Source organism: Bacillus massilinigeriensis, assembly GCF_900117315.1.
Taxonomy (GTDB): domain Bacteria; phylum Bacillota; class Bacilli; order Bacillales; family Cytobacillaceae; genus Bacillus_BE; species Bacillus_BE massilionigeriensis.
The window spans coordinates 1-22,257 of the sequence record NZ_LT630337.1 but is presented as its reverse complement, the minus strand read 5'-3'; the positions used below and the strand labels follow the sequence as shown (position 1 = coordinate 22,257).

Below are 22,257 nucleotides of genomic sequence, written 5' to 3'. Positions count from 1 at the left end.
TCCATATAAAACACGAATAATTTAATGATAATATATCACCAATATACGGAATTAATCAAGAGTGTGCTTTTCCCCCAATATTCTTACTGCAAATACTTGATCACAAAATCCCCTTAAACCGTTATAAATTCGTTGCATTCTTGAATCATGTTGTACAAGACCAAAGACTGTTGGTCCGCTTCCGCTCATCAAAACAGCATCTGCTCCAAATCTCTTCATCTGATCCTTAATTAGAGCAACTTCTGGATAAAGCTTCAATGTTACATCCTCCAATACGTTAGCGAGGTTATTACAGACCCCTGAAAAGCTCCCCTCTTCAAGAGCTTGAATCATATTTGGTGTAATTGGATGATGAACATTTTCTAGTTCTAACCGACGATAGACCTCTGCAGTTGATACTCCTATAAAAGGTTTAGCTAATATAACCCAACAAGTAGGTGGTGCAGGGAGATGAGTGATTTTTTCTCCTCTTCCTTTGGAGAGTGCTGTTCCCCCATAAACACAAAAAGGGACATCCGAGCCAATCTCTGCTCCAAGATTCGCTAGCTCATCTATAGTTAATCCTAAATTCCATATTTTATTTAACCCTCTTAACGTTGCAGCCGCATCACTACTTCCACCAGCTAAACCAGCCGCTACAGGAATGTTTTTCTCAATGGTAATCTCTACACCATATTCAACATTGAAACGTTCCTGAAGCAGGCTAGCCGCTTGATAAGCAAGATTTCGCTGATCATCTGGGACAAAACGATTATGGGAAATTATTTTAATTTCTTTTTTATGTAATAAAGAAAATTCTAACCGGTCAGCCAAATCAATGGTTGTCATTATCATTTCTACTTCATGATATCCATCTGGTCTTTTATATAAAACATCTAATGACAAATTAATTTTTGCCGGTGCCTTCACCAAAAACTTCACATTTCCACCTACTTTAGCTATTTTCAACAAACGTCTCCATTTTTTGTCCTATTTTACCACAAAACCTATGATGTAAGACGTCACAGTCAACATAAACTTTAAAAATTAAATTTCATGCTCATTAAATAAAATAAAGCCGAGGTATTTAGCCCCGGCATTTGTGGTGATGCATTTTATTATTTCAAGTCTATTTAACAGGGAGATTCTTGTTTAGTCATTGGTTATCAAATAAGAGTTTATCTTTGCTTGTTTGCGAGCTGCTGTTCTGCAATTTGAATAGCACGTTTCACCATATTCCCTGCATCCTTTGCACGGATGCCTCCCCAGCCTTCCTGTTGGACGACATCATAAAAACCTAGCTCTTTAGCAAGCTCCTCTTTAAAACGTTCAGACATAATCCCTCTTCTTCTGCCCAAAGTAACAGCTCCCTTCTACACCACCTATTCATAATATGAATAATTAAAAGGGCAATCATGTCATCCTAATTTTGACAAAAATAAAAAGCAGTAAACGACTGTTCACTGCTGCTTATTGGACTGCATATGAATTAGCTTAGAGCCATCTGTCCTGTGGTATCTTCATAGAAGGTAATTTGTACGGTCTCTGTTAAAACATCTGCATAACTGTATGATACACGTTCAAATGCATTTTCATCCTGATCTAATTCAATAATGAATACAGAAGGATACGTTTCTGCTAGTACACCGGAACGCTCAATTGTTTTCCTGCGTCCACCGTTGGCCTTGAGCAAAAGCCTTTTTCCTAAATTTGAATCAAGAGCTTTTTTAATATCGGATAATGTTTTTGCCATTCGGTCCACCTCACTCTGTAAAGTATATCACATTAACACAAAACAGTCAAACAAAATATAAAATTATAACAGTGTCCTAAAATGGTTGTCAATACTTTTTCATCTGCAAATTTTTTCTTTTTTCAACAATTTTAGATTAACCTCAGGAGATACATAATATGTACTATTCCTAAAAAAAGAGGGCGACCTATTGAAAACTAGCCACCCCTCCCTTCAAATATTTTCTTCGTGAATAACAGAATTATATGGCATACCTGTTCGTAATACCCCTTTGGTTTCAATTCCACCCAGCCCTTTTTCGCCAGTTAAAGTGTTCCTTAATACTTCCCATACATTAATTCTTTCCATAAAGGGTGTGAAGCTGATTTTAGCCACGATATAAACGGGATCTAATGCATGAATATTTACTCGTGATGGTGAGCTTGCAAAATTCGCACCGGCAGTAATCAATGATTCAAAATGAGATTGGCAAGCTCCAGCGAATATGACAAGTTGGTCCAAATGTGGTATTTTCTTTCTTGCCTCTCTTACTGTTTGAACAAAATCCCTTGAATGTCTATATGCATTTATATCAGTGATTTTCCCTTTTGCCTTTGAATAGGAGTCATGTCCTGTGATAACAAGAATATCCGGCCTATAATAATCTATTAATGGTCCAACCCTAGCTGCCATTTCTTTTTCATTACAATGCACACCTGTAACAGGGATACCAACCTTTTCATAAAGTAATAAGCATTTTTTTAAATAGATGGGATCACCATCTAGATGCAGAACTCTCCCCGGTATTTGAAAGTAATTTAAGGTCTTCGTATATCCTCCCGTAGCCTCATACTCTTGCTTTTGTTTTAATAAATCTACGTCCTGTCTAAATAAGTGGTAGGATTGTTCCTCAAGAGTTTCGATTTCCTTGTTCTTCTTTCTTCTTTCCAGTCCCCCGATAACAATTAAGTCACTGTATGGGGCATCAGCAATTAGACGTATATCCTCACCATATAAAACGGCAATCTTTACACCTTGCTCTTCCTTTATATCAATAACGCGAAAAAGTATATCGCAGTTGTATGAAATCCTCCCGACGATATCCATTAAATGAATGCTCAAATTTGTCACTCCAATAGCTCTATAAAGCCATATATATTAAGAGATTTACTATCTTAAAATATGCAATGGACCATCATCCTGTGAATACTAATACGGAGGCGAAGACGATATGATTAATGTCATATGGATTATGACGAAAAAAAGAGATCTGAATGAAATATTCAGATCTCTAATGAAAATAAGGGTATAATTCATCACTTAATCGTGCGAATTCCTCAATAGAAAGAGTTTCTCCCCTTCTAGATGGCTCTATTTCTGCTTTTTCTAGTGCAGTTAATATTTCGCTCTTCTTTTCCTTCCCGTTCGTCAACTGACTTGTTAGATTGTTTAACAAGGTCTTCCTTCTTTGTGCAAAGCTTGCTCTGGTGATTTGAAAAAAGAAGTCCTCATCTTTAACCTGAGCAATTGGTTCTTTCCTAACGGTTAATCGTATTACAGCCGAGTCCACATTTGGTTGAGGTACAAAGACAGTTTTTGGAACAATCATGACCGTTTCGGCTTTTGTATAATACTGTACGGCAATAGAAAGTGATCCATAATCCTTTGTTCCCGGTTTAGCTGAAATCCGATCTGCAACCTCCTTCTGAAGCATAACGACAATACCCCTAATAGGAATCTTTTCCTCTAAAAGCTTCATAATAATGGGGGTTGTCACATAATAAGGTAAATTAGCAACGACCATAAGATCAGCCATTTCACTAAATTCCTCATTTATTACTGACTTGATATCTGCCTTTAAAATGTCCTCATTTAATACTTTTACATTTGGATATGGAGATAGTGTATCCCTTAAAATAGGTAATAATCTTTGATCAATTTCAAAGGCTACCACCTTTTTCGATTGACGGGCAAGCTGTTCCGTTAAAGCTCCTATTCCTGGACCAATTTCAATTGCACCTGAAGAAGGAGTTAACTCTGCATGCTCAACAATCCTTTTTAATATGTTTGTATCAATTAGAAAATTTTGACCGAGACTTTTTTTGAATGAAAATCCATATTTCTCGAGTATGGCACGTGTCCGTATTGGTGTTGCAATATCCTTATCCATTCTGTTCCTCCTGACGAATTACCTTGATTGCTTTTGCAAAATCTTCTCGACTTATTTGAAACATCATTAACCTTTTGTGGAGCTGTTTTCCATTGGTGTAGCCAATCTTTAACATTTTCCCGAGCTTTTCTCGACGTTCCTTTGCCCCCGCTCCACCAATTAAACCAGCAAGGATAAGGTCTTCTTGTGTGATTTCCTCATTTGCCTCGTTCTCCATAAAATGAGCATCCTGCAATGCTTCCCTAATGACCTTTGGCGATGAATGCTCCACCCCTACCCCTTTACCATACTTATGTATTGCATACTCCTTTGGAATAAAGGCATGCTTACAACCTGGAACATGCTGACTAATTGTATTACGTATCTTTTGCCCAGGATAGTCCGGATCAGTTAAAACAATCACTCCTCTAATTTCTTGTGCATGTTTGATTTTATCTAATGTATCCCTATTAATCGCCGACCCGTTAGTCTCTATAGTATCAGCATCAACAGCTCTCTTCACCGCAACGGTATCATCCTTACCTTCCACAACAATAATCTCTTTTAATTTCATACTTCCTCCAAATGAATATTAGTATTATAAAAATTGCAGTTAGACTTTTCTACTAGTTTTTTTATATTTTTAAGTTGCCTTCTTAATTAATAATATATTTGAAAAACATGAAACAATTTTGTAATATTAAACGTCTAAATAATTGATAAGTATCATAAATATTTTAAAGAAAAATATGAAAAAACACAAAAATGCAGAGGTACTCCCCCTGCATCTCATATTACTGTAGGATTTTGATTTTTACCGTTTTTCTCCCCCAACGATATGCATCAGATTTAGAAGAGAAAAATACATCAATCTTATTTCCTTTAATGGCTGATCCAGTATCAGCTGCAACAGCATAACCGTAGCCTTCCACATATACCTTTGTTCCTAATGGAATCACTCTAGGGTCCACTGCAATTATTTTTATATTTGGATTCGCACGCAAATTAATTCCCGTTGCTGTTCTACCTGAGCAACCGTTACAATTTGCTGTATACGCCGTTGTGCTTACATAAAATTCTTTGCTAATATTCCCACTGCCACGAGACACAGTTTGAATCATATTCTTTGTCCCAACTGCAACAACTTTATCCTGTTTTTCCTTCAAAGTCTTTTGGCTTAATAGCTTTCTTGAAATCTCTTTCCCATCTTCGAGTGTAACTTCATACTCTTTGGAAACAAGGCCTTCTTTACCTTCTTTCACGATTTCCTGAGACCCTTGATTCAAATTGTTATCCTTTTTTGTTACAACTGCAAAATGAACTGGTTCTTCCACTACATCGGTGACTTTTTCAACGCGAATGATCTTTACAACTCCAGCTTTCTCAATTGTTTCATTCAAATTTGGTTCAACACGATCTATTTTTTTTAGTTCAATCTCCTGCTGTGATAAAAAGTCAGCGACCGTAGTCGAAGTTGACCATACCTGTTGCTTTTTCCCTCCGTTAATCAAACTAACAGGAAAGGCATGATTTACTTCTACCTTCATTTCATTTTTTAACGCAGTTTGTAACTTTGGGTGAACCTTATCATATTCGTTCAATGATACGCTTTCTGCCTTTAACAATTCTTCAACATTACTAGCTGTCGTCCAAATCGTTTTCTTTTTCTTGTCTTCAACAATTTGAACCAGTTTAGCCCTTTTCCATTCTACTTTTAATTGATCACGAACCTTGGTGCTTTTCGAGGGATACACATAGTCTTCTGCATGTAGTGAAATATTCAAATCATCAAATATTCCAGCAACAGATTCAGCATGTGTCTTAACCACCTCTTCTTTCCCATCAATTGAAAGTAAAACAGTCTTTTTCGTAGTTTCATAAATTACCCATCCCAAAGCTGCTACGAAAACTACGAAACTAGCGGAAATAATCATTACTTTTTTCCTACTCGAAGACTTGGAAAACAGGTTTTTCATGTTTTGAATGACGATGAAAAACGCCTCCTTTTCTCTTGGAGTGATTATATAGACTATTGTGTCGGCTGTCAACTCTGGACACTTTACTTAGAACGTAATACTTATTATGCATAGTGTTCATCAGAAAAGAAAGAGAGACTTATCGACATGGTTATCCTATGAGAAAAAGGAGACATGTAGAACTTTATAGAATAAGAAAAAATTGGGACAGGCTTACCCTAATTTCGACACCATTTTTTATCAGATTATGCCGAATAATTTTTTTGCATTTTTCATTGTTGCCTCAGCTACTTCCTCAAAGGTCACCCCTTTGATTTCCGCAATTTGTTCTGCAACCAGTTTTACATAACCGGGTTCATTTCTTTTTCCTCTATAAGGATGTGGTGCAAGATATGGGCAATCGGTTTCAATCAAAAGTTTATCTAATGGAACAGCATCTGCTACTTCCTTTGGCTTCTTAGCATTTTTAAAGGTTACAGGTCCACCCAGAGAAATATAAAAATTTAAATCTAAACATTCTTTCGCAACCTCAACGCTACCGCTAAAACAATGCATAATTCCACCAACTTCAGCAGCATTCTCCTCTTTTAATATTTGCAGAATGTCATTCGTGGCCTCCCTATTATGAATTACAATCGGAAGTTTCACTTTTTTTGCCAGACGAATTTGTTTACGTAGTACTTCCTTTTGGATTTCCTTTGGGGATTTATCCCAATGGTAATCTAATCCCATTTCCCCAAGGGCAATAACCTTAGGATGACTTGATAGCTCTTCAATCCAAATCAAATCGTCATCTGTCATATCAATGGCGTCTACAGGATGCCAACCAATACAGGCATAAATAAAATCATATTGGTTGGTTAATTCCATTGCTCTTATAATAGTTGGGCGATCAAAACCAACCACCATCATTTCTGATACACCTGCTAATTTTGCTCGGTCAATGACCTCTATTAAGTCTTCATTAAATTGCTCATCATTTAAATGAGCATGAGTGTCAAATAGCATCGAAAATACTCCTTTTTTCTATCATTAATTTTTTGTTACACAAATAATTTTTTTATAACAATAATAATATTCATTTTTCTCTTTTATATCAAAGTTTACAATTTTATTTAATCTTGTTCGTTTGAATAAAGAAAGAACATAGAAATTATTTTACGTGTGTTCCACGTGAAACAATTCTATGTTCTCACAAAAATTCACTAAACTATTTTACACGTGCTCCAAGAGGCAAGGATTCTGCAATGGTTGCCAATGATAACTCTCCATCTTTAGAACCTGCTAAAATCATTCCTTGTGAGAGTTCACCACGAAGTTTCACTGGTTTAAGATTGGTTACGCATATTACCTTTCTTCCCACTAATTCTTCTGGCTTATAAAATTGAGCAATTCCAGATACAACCTGGCGCTTTTCATACCCTAAGTCTAATTGTAGCTTCAATAATTTATTCGCCTTTTTTACTGGTACACATTCAACGACTTGCGCAACTCTTAATTCAACCTTCATGAAATCATCGATTGTAATTTCTTCCACCTCTGGTGCTTCTTCCTTGTTTTCCTGAGTATCTTGAGAAGGAGCTGGAGATGTCCCTTGCATTTTCCCTTTAATGTACTCAATTTCTTCGTTTAAATCTAAGCGTGGGAAAATTGGATTTCCCTTCACGACTTTCGTGTTTTCAGGTATAAGACCAAATTCAGCTAGACTATCCCAAGATCTTAATTGTTCATCTTTAACGTTTAGTTGAGCAAAGATTTCTAATGGACTTTGAGTTAAGAACGGTTGTAAAAGGATAGCAATTCTTCGTAAGGATTCAGCTAAGTGTACCATTACTGTTCCTAATGCTTCTTTATTTTCTTCACTCTTAGCTAAAACCCATGGTTGGGTTTCATCAATATATTTATTGGTCCGGGCTACTAATTGCCATACGGATGCTAAGGCAACTGAAAACTCCATTTTCTCCATTGCTTCTTCATATTTAACGACTGTTTCCTTATTCATTTGGAGTAGCTGTTGATCAAATTCACTTGTGGATTCTTTATATGTTGGGATGACTCCATCGAAATATTTCTCAATCATCGCAATTGTTCTATTTAGTAGATTCCCTAAATCATTGGCTAAATCAAAGTTAATCCTTTCAACAAATCCTTCAGGTGTAAATACACCATCTGCTCCAAAAGGAACCTCTCTTAATAAATAATAGCGAAGAGCATCTAATCCATATCGGTCAATTAATGTGACAGGGTCTACCACATTTCCCTTGGATTTTGACATCTTTCCATCCTTCATTAATAACCAACCATGGGCAAATACCTTTTTAGGAAGCGGAAGGTCTAATGCCATTAGCATAATTGGCCAATAAATGGTATGAAAGCGGACAATTTCCTTTCCAACTAAGTGAACATCAGCTGGCCAATATTTTAAGTATTTCGTATCATCTTCCCTTCCATATCCTAAAGCTGTTATATAATTTGATAATGCATCAATCCAAACATAGATAACATGCTTTGGATCATTTGGCACCTTAATGCCCCAATCAAATGTTGTACGTGAAACAGCTAAATCCTCTAAACCAGGCTTAATGAAATTATTAATCATTTCATTCTTTCTTGACTCAGGTTGAATAAATTCAGGATTTTCTTCATAATACTGAAGCAATCTATCCGCATATTTACTAACTTTAAAGAAATAGGATTCTTCCTTTACCTTTTCAACAGGTCTTCCACAATCCGGACAATTATTTTCAACCAATTGCCGCTCTGTAAAATAGGATTCACAAGGAGTACAATACCATCCCTCGTATTCTCCTAGGTAGATATCCCCCTTCTCCACTAAATGGGCAAATATTTGTGCCACTACCTCTTTATGTCGGTCTTCTGTCGTTCTTATAAAATCATCATAAGAAATATCAAGCTTTCTCCATAGATCCTGAATACCAGCAACAATTTCATCCACATAGCCTTGAGGGGTAACTCCCTTTTCTTCAGCTTTTCGTTGAATTTTTTGCCCGTGCTCATCAGTACCAGTTAAAAACATCACGTCATATCCACGCAAACGCTTATAACGAGCCATTGCATCTCCTGCAACAGTTGTATATGCATGTCCTATATGTAGATTTCCACTAGGATAATAAATTGGGGTGGTCAAATAAAAAGTCTTTGATTCTTCCTTCATTAAATATTTCCCTCCTTATCACAATTATATATAAAGTAAAACAGCTATCATAGGTTATTTTACAAACTGATAATCATGAAAAAATGAATAAAACACAGCATAAATTACTTTTGTACCAGTATCATTTTAGCCAATTATTAAAGTAAATGACACCTTAAGAAGAAAAAATTCCTCACTTAAACAAAAACTCGTCCCACAGGACGAGTTAAACCGAACGGCCTCCTAATAAGACTTCATTTTTGTACATGATTCATTTGTCATCATTTCCTCTTCTAACATCAAAATATACATAAAAATCGGAAAATGTGCAAGAATTCCTTTTCTAAGTGTGAGCTCAGTAGGCAAAAGTCATCTGTTGGATCTAAAAAACTAAATAAATATAGTAACCAACTTTGTCTAAATTTTCTCATATTGTCGAAAAAGAAGTCATTTTTTTTGTCGAAAATCCTTGGTTTATTTTATTAATATATTAAATAACTTGTTTTCCGAAAATTCGTATAACATTATATTTTTCAAAAAACGCTGATTTATCAAGGTTCTATTAGCATCCAAAAATTTCTATTTTAAAAGAGAATAAAATTATTGACGTATTTGGGAATGCTTGGTATTATTAAATTAAAGATAAATTTGTCGAATATTGGCGAAAGCGTATAATCAAAATTTATTATAAAGATCATTGAGAGGGGATATTTTTATGAAATCCACAGGTATTGTTCGTAAGGTTGATGAACTAGGTCGTGTAGTAATTCCAATCGAATTAAGACGTACTCTTGGAATTGCTGAGAAAGATGCTTTGGAAATTTATGTTGATGATGACCGTATTATTCTTAAAAAGTACAAGCCTAATATGACTTGTCAAGTTACTGGGGAAGTATCTGATGACAATGTTGCTTTAGCTGGTGGTAAACTAATCCTTAGCCGTGACGGTGCAGAACAATTATTAAAAGAAATCGAAGATACATTCCATTTAGATTTAGTAAAAAGCTAATTAATCTCATATGAAAAGAGGCAACTTTCCTAGTTTGCCTCTTTTTTTTGGTCATCTGTATTAATAACCCAATATTTTTCACTCTTCAATATGATAAATCTGATAAACCTCTCTTTTATTTAATCCTCGGTCCTTTGCGGTTTGCTTTATTGCATCCTTCGAATTCATATTTTTTTCATCTATATAGAAATTTACGTGACTTTTTACATTTAATTCTTCCCACCATACATCTTCTTCACTAATTATTGACTCAGATTGGCTATTTCCTTCAATGATAAGACAGAATTCCCCTCTTATTTCATCATGGTTTGCCCATTGAATCGCTTCCTGAATCGTTCCTCTAATAAATTCCTCAAACTTCTTAGTCAATTCACGGCAAAGTGATAATCTTCTATTGCCTAAACATTCCTCCATTAATTGCAATGTTTCTTTTAAACGATGAGGGGCCTCATACAGGATGAACGTGGACTTAAGCTTGGCCAACTCATTTAGCTCCTTCCGTTTCTCCTTTTTATGACGAGGCAAAAATCCATAAAAATAAAATGGCTGGGTTGGTAATCCTGATGCAATAAGAGCTGTTAAAGCAGCATTTGCTCCAGGAAGAGGGACAACGGTAATCTCCTCCCTCGTTGCGGCTACAACTAATTCATACCCCGGGTCCGAAATGGTTGGCATTCCAGCATCGCTAACAATAGCAATCTTTAACCCTTCCTTTAGCTTTTCAATCAGCCTTGCTCCACTTACTTCCTTGTTATGCTCATGATAGCTAATAATCGGTGTTTCAATTTCAAAGTAATGGCAGAGCTTTTTTGTATTCCTTGTATCCTCTGCTGCAATATAGTCTGCTTCTTTTAGCATACGAATAGCTCGGTAACTCATATCCTCTAAATTTCCTATAGGAGTTGGGACAAGATATAATATGCCCTTGCTTTGTTCATTTTCAAAGCTTTTTTGTTGCCACATAACTACCACCTGTTTCTTTTAATAAAAAGTCTTCCTTCTTCTTCCGTGTTAATTGTTTAAATTCATATTCTGCCCTTAATGCTTCTCCTTTTGTATCAAATGCCTCTGAGTAGATAAGCCTTACTGGCCCTCTACCCCTTGTATATTTTGCCCCTTTCCCCTCATTATGCTGCTGTACCCTTCTTTTGATATCAATCGTATAGCCAGCATACAGACTCCCGTCATGACAGGATAACACATAAAAATAATGACTATTCTTCTCCATATAAAATCTCTCTAATCTCAGAAGTATACTCATTCTGTTCATTATAGACAATTAGTGGGGGAAGTATTTTTAAATCAGGACTCCCATCCTTAATTGCCTCAACTAAAATAGTATTCGCTTCTTTTCCTCTTTTCGGATAGATGAACTGCATTCTTTTTGGTTCTAATCTATATTTTCTCATCATCGTGACAATATCCATCATTCTACCAGATCGATGAACAAATGCGACCTTTCCGCCCTGCCTAACTACTTGGCTTGAAGCACGTATAGCATCCTCTAAAGTACAAAGAATTTCATGACGGGCAAAGGCTAAATGCTTATTCTTATTAATCTCATCCTCAGATGGCGTTGGAAAATATGGTGGATTGCATGTGACCACATCAAATTTATTAAAACCAATTTGTTGAGGTATCTCTTTAATATCGCCGTGTACCATTTGTAATCGCTGCTCTAACCCGTTATATTTAATACTTCTAACAGCCATATCATACAAACGTTCTTGAATCTCCACACCAATGATATTTGCCTTTGACCTTGTACTTAAGAATAAGGGAATTACCCCGTTTCCACTACAAAGATCAATGATATTTCCCTTTTGAATAGGGACATATACAAACCTAGCCAACAAAACCGCATCCAGTGAAAAGGCAAAAACAGATGGACTCTGAATAATCCTTAGCTTTTCTGCAAGTAAATAGTCTAATCGTTCATCATCTTTTAACTGAACCATTTCTTATCCTCCAAATTCAAACTTCGAGTGTTTCTATTATATAAAAATAGCCTCCGTTTAGGAGGCCAAACTTATTTTTTATTTAAAAAGGAAAGGCAGAACAAACAATCTCCTTCCTTTCTCGGACTTCCAAAATGTAAATTACAAATATGGAATCCCTCTTGGTACAGACGGGCCAGGTTATCATAACCTTCTCCAATATCAATCATCTTCTCAACATGTTGCCCAACATTTATTCTAAGAGACTTTTTTTGATCCTGTTTTTGATTTCCATCTTCTTTATGATCCATATCTAAACGGCGTCTTAAATATTCATTTTCGATCTTTAAAGAATTGTTTTCTTCTAGGATCACAGCTAAATGCTCCTTCAACTCGCCTAACTGCTGATATAGCTGTCCAATTTGAGTCTCCATATTACTGACTGAATCAAAGATTTCTTTATTATTCACACGTTCCACCTCATTAATCTGTGGATTGTACCGATACAGCACCTTCTCTTAAAATCTCGTCCATTGTAAATTCTAGTACTCGTTCTTGTTCCATTATTTCTACTTGAAGAACACGCTCTAATATATTTAAACCTACTACTTTGCCTTTCCCATGAGATGTTACGATGAATTCCCCAATATCTGGTAACTGTTCCTTAGCGGTTTCATAATCATCATTTTCATATTTTAAACAGCACATAAGGCGTCCGCATAATCCTGAAATCTTTGTTGGATTTAGAGAAAGATTTTGGTCCTTTGCCATTTTAATAGAAACGGGTTCAAAATCCCCTAGAAAGGTGGAGCAACAAAGCATCCTTCCACAAGGACCAATTCCTCCAAGCATTTTAGCCTCATCTCTTACCCCTATCTGCCTTAATTCAATCCTAGTTCGAAAAATGGCAGCCAAATCCTTTACTAGCTCGCGGAAATCCACTCTCCCATCTGCAGTAAAATAAAAGATGACTTTATTTCGATCAAAGGTATATTCTACATCAACCAATTTCATTTCTAATTGGTGAGTTAATACCTTCTCACAACAAATATCATATGCCTCTTTTGCTGATACTATATTTTCCTCGACGATAATACGATCCTTATGGTCCGCAATCCTTAAAACCTTTTTCAATGGTAGGACAACATCCTCTTCCTCCACCTTTTTGGTTCCAATGACAACCTTGCCATATTCAACTCCCCGAATTGTTTCGACAATGACAAAGTCATCCTTTTGAATTGAGAGATCACCGGGATCAAAGTAATATATTTTTCCCGCTTTTTTAAAGCGTACACCTACTACATCATACAAAAAAAGACCCCTCCTGCAATTTTAACACTAGCTGCTCCATTAACAGCTGTGGATTCATATTTGCATACAATTTTCTTTTTGCTTCCAAAATTGCTGCCATTTGGTTGGTTAAGCGTGTTTTTGAAGTTTGTAAAGCATATTGCTCTAACCGTTGACGCTCATCTTGATAAACAACCTGTTCCGTCTTTCCTAGCTGGATATATAATAAATCTTTAAAAATAAGAAGTAATAAATCTAAGCCTTGATCTAATTGGTTCTTTTCCTTAAAGTGAGAAAACCACTCTTCTTGAAGAGATACCAATGCTTCTAAATGACCTTTATTCAACACCTCATATAATTTTAACACTATCTTTTTAGCTTGTGCAAACCATTCATCGTTACTTAATTGCAAAGCCTCATCTAAATTATTGGTAAGCTGGGAGATTACGGGAATTAGATGAGATATTACCCCATTTTCTTCTAACCTTTTCATTAAGTTTCCTGGGGCTAAAGGTTTAAATGATATGATTTGGCAACGTGATAATATCGTTGGTAGCATTTGCTGGGCTTGTTCTGTAATAAGAATAGCTACTGTTTCTGAGTTTGGTTCTTCAAGAAATTTCAATAAGCTATTCGCAGCATTCGCTGTCATTCGATCTGCATGAACAATCGTATAGAATTTTTGTTTAGACTCTACTCCTGTTTTGGCGAACTCCTCTTGTAAATCTTTTATTTGCTGCTTTTTTATGGACAATCCGTCTGGTTCCACTACATGTATATCAGGATGGTTTCCTGAGTCAACCCTTTTACAATGACTACATTGATTACATGGGACAAAGCCATCGACAGGAGCATCACAAAAAAGGCTCTTTGCTAATAATTGACTAACTTCTTTTTTCCCAGTTCCTCTCATTCCCTCAAATAGATAGGCATGAGCCAAACGGTCCTTTATGATACTATTCTTTAACATTTTCAACACAGTTGGTTGAATTTCCTCTAGCTCATCCCACGTTTTTACCAAAACAATCACTCACTTACGTATATAGATTGATTAATAGTCCCTTTATTTCTCCAATTTTCCCAAGAATATCGATAGACTTGCCTTCCTTTTTCATTACCTCTTCAGTCAGCTCCACCAATTTTTTATCAACCGTTTCAACAATTTTTAAGGATCTACCCTGGCCAAATTGATTCCAGCTTTGTGACTGTTTTAAATCCATTCCAAAGTCAACAGTCTCTTTGATAAATCTCTTTACTAATGTTTTGTATTTGGCTAAATCTTTAAATGTTCTGGAATTAGCTAATCGGCTACCAGCTGATTCAATATCCTTTAATAATCTTTGAAGCTGATCGACCTGCATTTTTGAATCATGCTTTTGTACCAGCTCACTAAACTTCAACCCTTCTCCATTCGTAAGCTTATGATCTTGACGAGAATTATCTATATTTAAACGGAGATCCTGATTAATCTTCATACTCTTTCCTCCAATATTCATCCATCTGGATGATATGGTTAAAACCCATTTTTTTTCGCATATAATTAATTATAACAGGATTTTAATGGCCATACATACTGGAACTACTCTTACAAAAATTAGGAATTTTTCAGATTCTGGTTTATTTCCTTCCCTTTATCTCTAAACTATTGAAAAGAGGCTACCTCAAATGGTTTTTAAGTTCAACAAGCAAAGGATAATATATTTTTCCATCTTGTTGAACCCTGTAGTACCGTTTCTAGGTAAGCCTCTTTGTTCTTTTAATTATTCACGATGAGTGTTTCCTTGACTATTTTCTCCGCTTGCTTAAAAACATCCTCTATCGTTTGGGATGCATCAATTTTATGTATTCTGTCAGAATACTTTTCTAATAATAGAATATATCCTTCGCGTACCTTACGATGAAATTCTAATGTTTCTAAATCAAGTCTATTTACTTCCCTATCTTTATGTTTATTAATTCTTTGGAGGCCTATCTCAGGCTCAATATCAAAATAAATGGTTAACTTAGGCATCATACCTTCAATAGCAAATTGATTTATCGAATAAACCTCATCCATTCCCAATCCCCTTGCATATCCTTGATAAGCTAAGGAGCTATCTATAAAACGATCACAAAGAATAATATATCCATCATCTAATGCTGGTTTAACCTTTTCAATCAAATGCTGTCTACGTGCTGCTGCGTATAGTAGAGCCTCGGTACGAGAATCCATTGCCGTGTTTTTTTTATCTAAAATAACATTCCTAATTTGTTCAGCAATTTCAATTCCACCTGGTTCCCTTGTCTCTAAGACCTTATATCCACTTTTTCTTAAGCCATCTGCTACCATCGAAATCACTGTTGTCTTCCCAGCCCCTTCCGGACCCTCAACAGTAATAAAAATACCATTTTTCATATTAGCCTCCTACTTGCACAATCGTCTAATGCCTTATTTGAAAATAGACAATCTTCCTGATGGAATGTTTTTACTTCCTTGAAATCTTGCTCCTGTTTCTATCAATTCACAAATCGTTTCCAAGTCTTCCACAGTGATTAATTCCCCTGGCAATAAAATTGGTATACCAGGAGGATATGGGATTATTGATTCTGCTGAAATCATCCCAACAGCATCAATAATGGAGATAGTTTCTTTTTGAGCTCTTTTCATTTGTTCTTGACTCAACAAAAGTTTATTTATCTTTTTCCTATTCAATGGCATGTGAATTGGTTTTTTGACAACAGAAACGTCTTTAACGACATTTCTTAATGCTTGAGATATCTTATCAAATGGAAATATGACACCATTTTTTAATAACGGTAACACCATTAATAGATTATTTGGATCGGCGAGTTCGGTAAATATCCCCTCTTTCTCAAGCCTTTCTTGAAGCTCGAACCCTGACAGAGTAGTTTCTGATTGTATCGTAATTTTTAATAAATCCCCTTCATGAATTGGGTAAGACAAAACTTTTATTCCCTTTATCCTTTGTAATTCCTTAATAAAACATTTTATTTGTTTTTCTAAATAGAGTAAATCCTCTTCTTGATATGTACCTAAATAACTTCTCGCACTATCTAAAGAGGCCATTAACAAATAGGATGGGCTGCTTGATTGCAGCAAACTTAAATATTTCTCTAGTTCTCCTTGATTAATCAATTTACTATTAAAATGGAGAAATGAACCCATTGTTAATGCAGGTAAAGTTTTATGAGCAGATTGCACAACCATATCTGCCCCTAGCTTGAGAGCAGATTTTGGAAAAGGAGCCCCAATAATAAAATGGGCTCCATGTGCCTCATCAATTAGTACTGGAATATGATGTTCATGTGAAACCTTAATTATTTCTTCGAGCTCATATACCATTCCATAATAATTAGGATAAGTTAGAATAATAGCTTTAGCATCTGGATATAACTGAAGGGCATTCTTTATAGTCTCTAAAGAAATCCCACTGGTGATTCCCCATTCTGGATAATACTCTGGTTCTAAAAAAACGGGATCTGCCTTCGCTAATAGAAGTCCATTCAATATTGATTTATGGCAGTTGCGTTGAACTAGAACTACCTCATTTTCCTGAACTGTAGACATAACCATTGCGAGATTCCCGACAGTGGAACCATTGATTAATAAATAGCTATTCCTAGCACCATATAAATCGGCTAAAAGCGTTTCTGCCTCCTTTATCACTCCCTCAGGATGATGAAGGTCATCTAAACCATTGAGCTCCGTAGCATCTAATTTCATAATATCCTTAAAAAAAGAATCTCCATCATATGGGTCAATGATTCCATACTTATGCCCAGGAACATGTAATGAGACAGGTTGCTTCTCAAAATGCATTTTTAATGCCTCGTATATAGGTTTTTTAAATTGATTCATATAATCACCGATTTTCAAATAACATCTACACTTATTTTATCGAAGAATATGATTAAGGTCGAATTAATTCACATTCCATTTCTATCTCAGTTTTAACAAATGTATTAATTATTAGGTCATAACGAATTCTATAGTCACTAATCTGTGAGAAAGGATTTTTTGTATTATTTATCTGTAGACATACACACCCACTTCATTTATAACATACAATAAATCAGCGCATCATTTATTAAAATAGTCTAAAAATTGAATATATTAGTTGTTATTGGACAGAATAAGTGTATGGAGGTGGAGATATTGAGTTCGCACATAACAAAAAATCTATACGGGGAAAGCTGCGTCATATGCGAGCAATATAAATTTAAAGGAATTCATCTGTACACTTCATTCATTTGTAGAGATTGTGAAAATGACTTAATAAAGACGGATACAAGTGATCCAAAATATAAATTTTATTTAAAACAGTTAAAAAAGATTAATACTCCTGAGATTTTATCGTAGATATAAGGATATTAATAAAGCTTGAGGAACATAATAAGGTTCACCCTTATGTTTCTCAAGCTTTATTTTATTATCATTTTTTATTAGTGTTGTTTTAGTCAACATGCCTTTCAAAACTAATGTAACGTGTTCCTTGAAACATTAATATTCCAGAATCGCCCTCTGCAAGGAGGCCATACTCATTTCCAGCCAACATCAACTCTGTACGATCCCCGCTTTCAAATTCAAAGGTTACATAATAAGAAGTATGAGTGTGATCTCCCCCTCTTACACTTGTTCGCTTAGATACTATAGTGACAGGTACGGAAAGACGTGGTGATTTGTCATTTTTTCTCCATTGCCCTAACCCTTTTATTAACGTAAATAGAATCATAGTAATCACAATAATAAAAATAATTCCAATGAATATAGGTACGATTTGAAACATTAGATCACCAAAATATAATTCATTTAGCAAAAGCTTCACCTCCTGTGTTGATTATAAGAAGTAATACGGTAATTGAGTGATAATAGTTCCATATACAACAAAAAAGAACAGCTATTTATTAGCTGTTCTTTTTTGTTGCCTGGCAACGTCCTACTCTCACAGGGGGAGAGCCCCCAACTACCATCGGCGCTCTAGAAGCTTAACTTCCGTGTTCGGTATGGGAACGGGTGTGACCTTCTCGCTATCGCCACCAGACTTTTATTCAATTAGAGAGTTTGTTCTCTCAAAACTAGATAATGTGGAAGAAGAAAGAATTACTTCGTAATCAGTTGTCTAGCTCCGGCTCCTAGCTTCTCGGCCGTTTCGATCCGTCCCTACAAATCCAAAAATCGGGATTTGCAGCGCCGGCTCTCCAACGTCTGTCGAAGCTGAACAGTCGCCTCTGCTTTTCTATTTGGTTAAGTNGCTTTTCTATTTGGTTAAGTCCTCGATCGATTAGTATTTGTCAGCTCCACGTGTCGCCACGCTTCCACCTCAAACCTATCTACCTGATCATCTTTCAGGGATCTTACTAGCTTACGCTATGGGAAATCTCATCTTGAGGGGGGCTTCATGCTTAGATGCTTTCAGCACTTATCCCTTCCGCACATAGCTACCCAGCTATGCCTTTGGCAAGACAACTGGTACACCAGCGGTGCGTCCATCCCGGTCCTCTCGTACTAAGGACAGCTCCTCTCAAATTTCCTACGCCCACGACGGATAGGGACCGAACTGTCTCACGACGTTCTGAACCCAGCTCGCGTACCGCTTTAATGGGCGAACAGCCCAACCCTTGGGACCGACTACAGCCCCAGGATGCGATGAGCCGACATCGAGGTGCCAAACCTCCCCGTCGATGTGGACTCTTGGGGGAGATAAGCCTGTTATCCCCGGGGTAGCTTTTATCCGTTGAGCGATGGCCCTTCCATGCGGAACCACCGGATCACTAAGCCCGACTTTCGTCCCTGCTCGACTTGTAGGTCTCGCAGTCAAGCTCCCTTGTGCCTTTACACTCTACGAATGATTTCCAACCATTCTGAGGGAACCTTTGGGCGCCTCCGTTACTCTTTAGGAGGCGACCGCCCCAGTCAAACTGCCCACCTGACACTGTCTCCCACCCCGATAAGGGGTGCGGGTTAGAATTTCAATACAGCCAGGGTAGTATCCCACCGACGCCTCCACCGAAGCTGGCGCTCCGGCTTCTCAGGCTCCTACCTATCCTGTACAAGCTGTACCAAAATTCAATATCAGGCTACAGTAAAGCTCCACGGGGTCTTTCCGTCCTGTCGCGGGTAACCTGCATCTTCACAGGTACTATAATTTCACCGAGTCTCTCGTTGAGACAGTGCCCAGATCGTTACGCCTTTCGTGCGGGTCGGAACTTACCCGACAAGGAATTTCGCTACCTTAGGACCGTTATAGTTACGGCCGCCGTTTACTGGGGCTTCAATTCAGAGCTTCGCTTACGCTAACCCCTCCTCTTAACCTTCCAGCACCGGGCAGGCGTCAGCCCCTATACTTCGCCTTGCGGCTTCGCAGAGACCTGTGTTTTTGCTAAACAGTCGCCTGGGCCTATTCACTGCGGCTCTTCGAGGCTATTCACCCCAAAGAGCACCCCTTCTCCCGAAGTTACGGGGTCATTTTGCCGAGTTCCTTAACGAGAGTTCTCTCGCTCACCTTAGGATTCTCTCCTCGCCTACCTGTGTCGGTTTGCGGTACGGGCACCCATTATCATCGCTAGAGGCTTTTCTTGGCAGTGTGGAATCAGGAACTTCGGTACTATATTTCCCTCGCCGTCACAGCTCAGCCTTATGCGGAAAGCGGATTTTCCTACTTTCCAGCCTAACTGCTTGGACGCGCTAATCCAACAGCGCGCTTACCCTATCCTCCTGCGTCCCCCCATCACTCAAACGATAAAGAGGTGGTACAGGAATATCAACCTGTTGTCCATCGCCTACGCCTTTCGGCCTCGGCTTAGGTCCCGACTAACCCTGAGAGGACGAGCCTTCCTCAGGAAACCTTAGGCATTCGGTGGATGAGATTCTCACTCATCTTTCGCTACTCATACCGGCATTCTCACTTCTAAGCGCTCCACCAGTCCTTACGGTCTAGCTTCAAAGCCCTTAGAACGCTCTCCTACCATACTAGAGGTGAGAGGTCAGATGTGAGAGATGAGAAAACCTCCCTTTATATGCTCCGAAGGAGCAACTAACATCCTGAGATCACTTTCAATCCCACATCTCACGTCTCACTTCTCACCTCTAATATCCACAGCTTCGGTGATACGTTTAGCCCCGGTACATTTTCGGCGCGGAGTCACTCGACCAGTGAGCTATTACGCACTCTTTAAATGGTGGCTGCTTCTAAGCCAACATCCTGGTTGTCTAAGCAACTCCACATCCTTTTCCACTTAACGTATACTTTGGGACCTTAGCTGGTGGTCTGGGCTGTTTCCCTTTTGACTACGGATCTTATCACTCGCAGTCTGACTCCCGAGAATAAGTCTTTGGCATTCGGAGTTTGTCTGAATTCGGTAACCCGATGGGGGCCCCTAGTCCAAACAGTGCTCTACCTCCAAGACTCTCCTAACTCGAGGCTAGCCCTAAAGCTATTTCGGAGAGAACCAGCTATCTCCAAGTTCGATTGGAATTTCTCCGCTACCCACACCTCATCCCCGCACTTTTCAACGTGCGTGGGTTCGGGCCTCCATCCAGTGTTACCTGGACTTCACCCTGGACATGGGTAGATCACCTGGTTTCGGGTCTACGACCACATACTTAAAACGCCCTATTCAGACTCGCTTTCGCTACGGCTCCGTCTCTTCAACTTAACCTTGCATGGGATCGTAACTCGCCGGTTCATTCTACAAAAGGCACGCCATCACCCGTAAATGGGCTCTGACTACTTGTAGGCACACGGTTTCAGGAACTATTTCACTCCCCTTCCGGGGTGCTTTTCACCTTTCCCTCACGGTACTGGTTCACTATCGGTCACTAGGGAGTATTTAGCCTTGGGAGATGGTCCTCCCTGCTTCCGACGGGATTTCTCGTGTCCCGCCGTACTCAGGATCCACTCAAGAGGGAACGAAGTTTCAACTACAGGGTTGTTACCTTCTCTGACGGGCCTTTCCAGACCACTTCATTTACTCCGTTCCTTTGTAACTCCGTATAGAGTGTCCTACAACCCCAAGAGGCAAGCCTCTTGGTTTGGGCTAATCCCGGTTCGCTCGCCGCTACTTAGGGAATCGCGTTTGCTTTCTCTTCCTCCGGGTACTTAGATGTTTCAGTTCCCCGGGTGTGCCTTCCTTACCCTATGAATTCAGATAAGGATACCATCCCATTACGGATGGTGGGTTCCCCCATTCGGAAATCTCCGGATCAAAGCTTACTTACAGCTCCCCGAAGCATATCGGTGTTAGTACCGTCCTTCATCGGCTCCTAGTGCCAAGGCATCCACCGTGCGCCCTTTCTAACTTAACCTACGGGTAAATATAAGCTTCGCATCTCTTCGTCAGCTCCCTCGCTCCGCTCCTCATGTATGACTTAATACACTCCGGTGCTCACTCAGTCGCTTCCTCGACCTGCTCGCTTCTATTTCCCCTCTAATAATATTAGAGAAAAACTAAAATGGCGATTACTCGGTAATTCTTTTGCCTTCTTCTATTACATTATCTAGTTTTCAAAGAACAAATTGGTGGAGACTAGCGGGATCGAACCGCTGACCTCCTGCGTGCAAGGCAGGCGCTCTCCCAGCTGAGCTAAGCCCCCGTTATTGTAATGGTGGGCCTAAATGGACTCGAACCATCGACCTCACGCTTATCAGGCGTGCGCTCTAACCAGCTGAGCTATAGGCCCACATAACGGATAAAAATATTTCATTTCATTTGAAGGATATTATTCCCTCAAAACTAAACAAACCATACAATCAACGCATCCTGTGTTGTCTAGCTTCGGCTCCTAACCTCTCGGTCGTTTCGATCCGTCATCACAAATCTAAAAAACAAGATTTGCAATGCCGGCTCTCCAACGTCTGTCGAAGTTGAACAGTCTCCTCCGCTTTTCGAATAATATTCCTTAGAAAGGAGGTGATCCAGCCGCACCTTCCGATACGGCTACCTTGTTACGACTTCACCCCAATCATCTGTCCCACCTTAGGCGGCTGGCCCCTTGCGGTTACCCCACCGACTTCGGGTGTTACAAACTCTC

The 22,257-nt window shown here is 38.3% G+C and carries 21 protein-coding genes, 2 tRNA genes and 3 rRNA genes; 2 read left to right on the top strand and 24 right to left on the bottom strand.

Going from position 1 to position 22,257, the window contains the following annotated elements:
• Nucleotides 1-51: 51 nt before the first annotated feature.
• From ispE to metG, 9 genes are all read right to left on the bottom strand, one after another.
• Nucleotides 52-921, bottom strand: a complete 870-nt coding sequence (gene ispE / locus BQ6100_RS00130; RefSeq protein WP_075983376.1) for a 4-(cytidine 5'-diphospho)-2-C-methyl-D-erythritol kinase — start codon at nucleotides 919-921, stop codon at nucleotides 52-54.
• A 236-nt stretch (nucleotides 922-1,157) separates the two neighbouring features.
• Complete coding sequence (locus tag BQ6100_RS00125; RefSeq protein ID WP_075979822.1) at nucleotides 1,158-1,337, bottom strand: small, acid-soluble spore protein, alpha/beta type; 180 nt, start codon at nucleotides 1,335-1,337, stop codon at nucleotides 1,158-1,160.
• Between the two features lie 131 nt (nucleotides 1,338-1,468).
• Nucleotides 1,469-1,732: a biofilm formation stimulator Veg gene (gene veg / locus BQ6100_RS00120; RefSeq protein WP_075979821.1), complete on the bottom strand. Its 264-nt coding sequence runs from the start codon at nucleotides 1,730-1,732 to the stop codon at nucleotides 1,469-1,471.
• A 213-nt stretch (nucleotides 1,733-1,945) separates the two neighbouring features.
• Entirely contained in the window at nucleotides 1,946-2,833 is an 888-nt protein-coding gene (yabG, locus tag BQ6100_RS00115) for a sporulation peptidase YabG (protein ID WP_075979820.1), read from the bottom strand.
• A gap of 169 nt (nucleotides 2,834-3,002) precedes the next feature.
• Nucleotides 3,003-3,881 carry a 16S rRNA (adenine(1518)-N(6)/adenine(1519)-N(6))-dimethyltransferase RsmA gene (rsmA, locus tag BQ6100_RS00110; protein WP_075979819.1) on the bottom strand — a complete coding sequence of 293 codons (879 nt, stop codon included), beginning with the start codon at nucleotides 3,879-3,881 and terminating at the stop codon, nucleotides 3,003-3,005.
• Entirely contained in the window at nucleotides 3,874-4,434 is a 561-nt protein-coding gene (gene rnmV / locus BQ6100_RS00105) for a ribonuclease M5 (protein ID WP_075979818.1), read from the bottom strand. The genes rsmA and rnmV overlap by 8 nt, the downstream gene beginning before the upstream one ends.
• A 220-nt stretch (nucleotides 4,435-4,654) precedes the next feature.
• Complete coding sequence (locus BQ6100_RS00100; RefSeq protein WP_075979817.1) at nucleotides 4,655-5,836, bottom strand: G5 and 3D domain-containing protein; 1,182 nt, start codon at nucleotides 5,834-5,836, stop codon at nucleotides 4,655-4,657.
• Between the two features lie 240 nt (nucleotides 5,837-6,076).
• On the bottom strand, nucleotides 6,077-6,844 hold the full coding sequence (locus tag BQ6100_RS00095; protein ID WP_075979816.1) for a TatD family hydrolase: 768 nt from the start codon (nucleotides 6,842-6,844) through the stop codon (nucleotides 6,077-6,079).
• Nucleotides 6,845-7,046: 202 nt separating this feature from the next.
• Nucleotides 7,047-9,011, bottom strand: coding sequence for a methionine--tRNA ligase (gene metG / locus BQ6100_RS00090; RefSeq protein WP_075979815.1), 1,965 nt, complete (start codon nucleotides 9,009-9,011; stop codon nucleotides 7,047-7,049).
• Nucleotides 9,012-9,699: 688 nt separating this feature from the next.
• Between metG and BQ6100_RS00085 the strand changes: the two genes are divergently transcribed.
• Nucleotides 9,700-9,999, top strand: a complete 300-nt coding sequence (locus tag BQ6100_RS00085) for an AbrB/MazE/SpoVT family DNA-binding domain-containing protein (protein ID WP_173719873.1) — start codon at nucleotides 9,700-9,702, stop codon at nucleotides 9,997-9,999.
• A gap of 78 nt (nucleotides 10,000-10,077) precedes the next feature.
• Here BQ6100_RS00085 and rsmI read toward each other — a convergent pair whose 3' ends face one another.
• From rsmI to BQ6100_RS00040, 9 genes are all read right to left on the bottom strand, one after another.
• Nucleotides 10,078-10,962: a 16S rRNA (cytidine(1402)-2'-O)-methyltransferase gene (gene rsmI / locus BQ6100_RS00080; protein WP_075979813.1), complete on the bottom strand. Its 885-nt coding sequence runs from the start codon at nucleotides 10,960-10,962 to the stop codon at nucleotides 10,078-10,080.
• The gene (locus tag BQ6100_RS00075) at nucleotides 10,940-11,227 is read right to left on the bottom strand and encodes a GIY-YIG nuclease family protein (RefSeq protein WP_075979812.1); all 288 of its coding nucleotides are present in this window, start codon (nucleotides 11,225-11,227) and stop codon (nucleotides 10,940-10,942) included. Before BQ6100_RS00075 ends, rsmI begins: the two co-directional genes overlap by 23 nt.
• Complete coding sequence (locus BQ6100_RS00070) at nucleotides 11,214-11,957, bottom strand: tRNA1(Val) (adenine(37)-N6)-methyltransferase (RefSeq protein ID WP_075979811.1); 744 nt, start codon at nucleotides 11,955-11,957, stop codon at nucleotides 11,214-11,216. The genes BQ6100_RS00075 and BQ6100_RS00070 overlap by 14 nt, the downstream gene beginning before the upstream one ends.
• Before the next feature lie 71 nt (nucleotides 11,958-12,028).
• Nucleotides 12,029-12,406 (bottom strand): DNA replication initiation control protein YabA, encoded by a 378-nt coding sequence (yabA, locus tag BQ6100_RS00065; RefSeq protein WP_075979810.1) that lies wholly within the window; start codon nucleotides 12,404-12,406, stop codon nucleotides 12,029-12,031.
• Nucleotides 12,407-12,419: 13 nt separating this feature from the next.
• Nucleotides 12,420-13,247: a PSP1 domain-containing protein gene (locus tag BQ6100_RS00060; protein WP_075979809.1), complete on the bottom strand. Its 828-nt coding sequence runs from the start codon at nucleotides 13,245-13,247 to the stop codon at nucleotides 12,420-12,422.
• Complete coding sequence (gene holB, locus BQ6100_RS00055; protein WP_075979808.1) at nucleotides 13,240-14,247, bottom strand: DNA polymerase III subunit delta'; 1,008 nt, start codon at nucleotides 14,245-14,247, stop codon at nucleotides 13,240-13,242. Before holB ends, BQ6100_RS00060 begins: the two co-directional genes overlap by 8 nt.
• Before the next feature lie 13 nt (nucleotides 14,248-14,260).
• A complete protein-coding gene (locus BQ6100_RS00050) occupies nucleotides 14,261-14,701 on the bottom strand; it encodes a YaaR family protein (protein WP_075979807.1) in 441 nt (146 codons plus the stop codon).
• Nucleotides 14,702-14,982: 281 nt separating this feature from the next.
• Entirely contained in the window at nucleotides 14,983-15,621 is a 639-nt protein-coding gene (tmk, locus tag BQ6100_RS00045) for a dTMP kinase (RefSeq protein WP_075979806.1), read from the bottom strand.
• Nucleotides 15,622-15,654: 33 nt separating this feature from the next.
• The gene (locus BQ6100_RS00040; RefSeq protein ID WP_075983375.1) at nucleotides 15,655-17,085 is read right to left on the bottom strand and encodes an aminotransferase class I/II-fold pyridoxal phosphate-dependent enzyme; all 1,431 of its coding nucleotides are present in this window, start codon (nucleotides 17,083-17,085) and stop codon (nucleotides 15,655-15,657) included.
• Nucleotides 17,086-17,367: 282 nt separating this feature from the next.
• Here BQ6100_RS00040 and BQ6100_RS00035 point away from each other — a divergent pair, with 282 nt between their 5' ends.
• Nucleotides 17,368-17,586, top strand: coding sequence for a sigma factor G inhibitor Gin (locus BQ6100_RS00035; protein WP_075979805.1), 219 nt, complete (start codon nucleotides 17,368-17,370; stop codon nucleotides 17,584-17,586).
• A gap of 94 nt (nucleotides 17,587-17,680) precedes the next feature.
• Here BQ6100_RS00035 and BQ6100_RS00030 read toward each other — a convergent pair whose 3' ends face one another.
• The 6 genes from BQ6100_RS00030 to BQ6100_RS00005 form a co-directional block, all read right to left on the bottom strand.
• On the bottom strand, nucleotides 17,681-18,043 hold the full coding sequence (locus BQ6100_RS00030; protein WP_315970000.1) for a DUF2500 domain-containing protein: 363 nt from the start codon (nucleotides 18,041-18,043) through the stop codon (nucleotides 17,681-17,683).
• A gap of 107 nt (nucleotides 18,044-18,150) precedes the next feature.
• Nucleotides 18,151-18,268: ribosomal RNA gene (gene rrf, locus BQ6100_RS00025) — 5S ribosomal RNA — on the bottom strand.
• Between the two features lie 220 nt (nucleotides 18,269-18,488).
• Nucleotides 18,489-21,531, bottom strand: a 23S ribosomal RNA gene (locus BQ6100_RS00020).
• 212 nt (nucleotides 21,532-21,743) lie between these two features.
• Nucleotides 21,744-21,819 (bottom strand) — tRNA-Ala (locus BQ6100_RS00015).
• 10 nt (nucleotides 21,820-21,829) lie between these two features.
• Nucleotides 21,830-21,906 (bottom strand) — tRNA-Ile (locus BQ6100_RS00010).
• Nucleotides 21,907-22,129: 223 nt separating this feature from the next.
• Nucleotides 22,130-22,257: ribosomal RNA gene (locus BQ6100_RS00005) — 16S ribosomal RNA — on the bottom strand; the annotation flags it as partial.

Excerpts from the sequence above, each read along its gene's own strand:
- BQ6100_RS00040 (WP_075983375.1), bottom strand. The coding sequence starts at position 17,085 with ATGAATCAATTTAAAAAACCTATATACGAGGCATTAAAAATGCATTTT.
- BQ6100_RS00075 (WP_075979812.1), bottom strand. The coding sequence starts at position 11,227 with ATGGAGAAGAATAGTCATTATTTTTATGTGTTATCCTGTCATGACGGG.
- metG (WP_075979815.1), bottom strand. The coding sequence starts at position 9,011 with ATGAAGGAAGAATCAAAGACTTTTTATTTGACCACCCCAATTTATTAT.
- BQ6100_RS00035 (WP_075979805.1), top strand. The coding sequence starts at position 17,368 with ATGGAGGTGGAGATATTGAGTTCGCACATAACAAAAAATCTATACGGG.
- BQ6100_RS00100 (WP_075979817.1), bottom strand. The coding sequence starts at position 5,836 with ATGAAAAACCTGTTTTCCAAGTCTTCGAGTAGGAAAAAAGTAATGATT.
- rsmA (WP_075979819.1), bottom strand. The coding sequence starts at position 3,881 with ATGGATAAGGATATTGCAACACCAATACGGACACGTGCCATACTCGAG.
- veg (WP_075979821.1), bottom strand. The coding sequence starts at position 1,732 with ATGGCAAAAACATTATCCGATATTAAAAAAGCTCTTGATTCAAATTTA.
- BQ6100_RS00050 (WP_075979807.1), bottom strand. The coding sequence starts at position 14,701 with ATGAAGATTAATCAGGATCTCCGTTTAAATATAGATAATTCTCGTCAA.
- rsmI (WP_075979813.1), bottom strand. The coding sequence starts at position 10,962 with ATGTGGCAACAAAAAAGCTTTGAAAATGAACAAAGCAAGGGCATATTA.
- tmk (WP_075979806.1), bottom strand. The coding sequence starts at position 15,621 with ATGAAAAATGGTATTTTTATTACTGTTGAGGGTCCGGAAGGGGCTGGG.
- BQ6100_RS00070 (WP_075979811.1), bottom strand. The coding sequence starts at position 11,957 with ATGGTTCAGTTAAAAGATGATGAACGATTAGACTATTTACTTGCAGAA.
- rnmV (WP_075979818.1), bottom strand. The coding sequence starts at position 4,434 with ATGAAATTAAAAGAGATTATTGTTGTGGAAGGTAAGGATGATACCGTT.
- BQ6100_RS00095 (WP_075979816.1), bottom strand. The coding sequence starts at position 6,844 with ATGCTATTTGACACTCATGCTCATTTAAATGATGAGCAATTTAATGAA.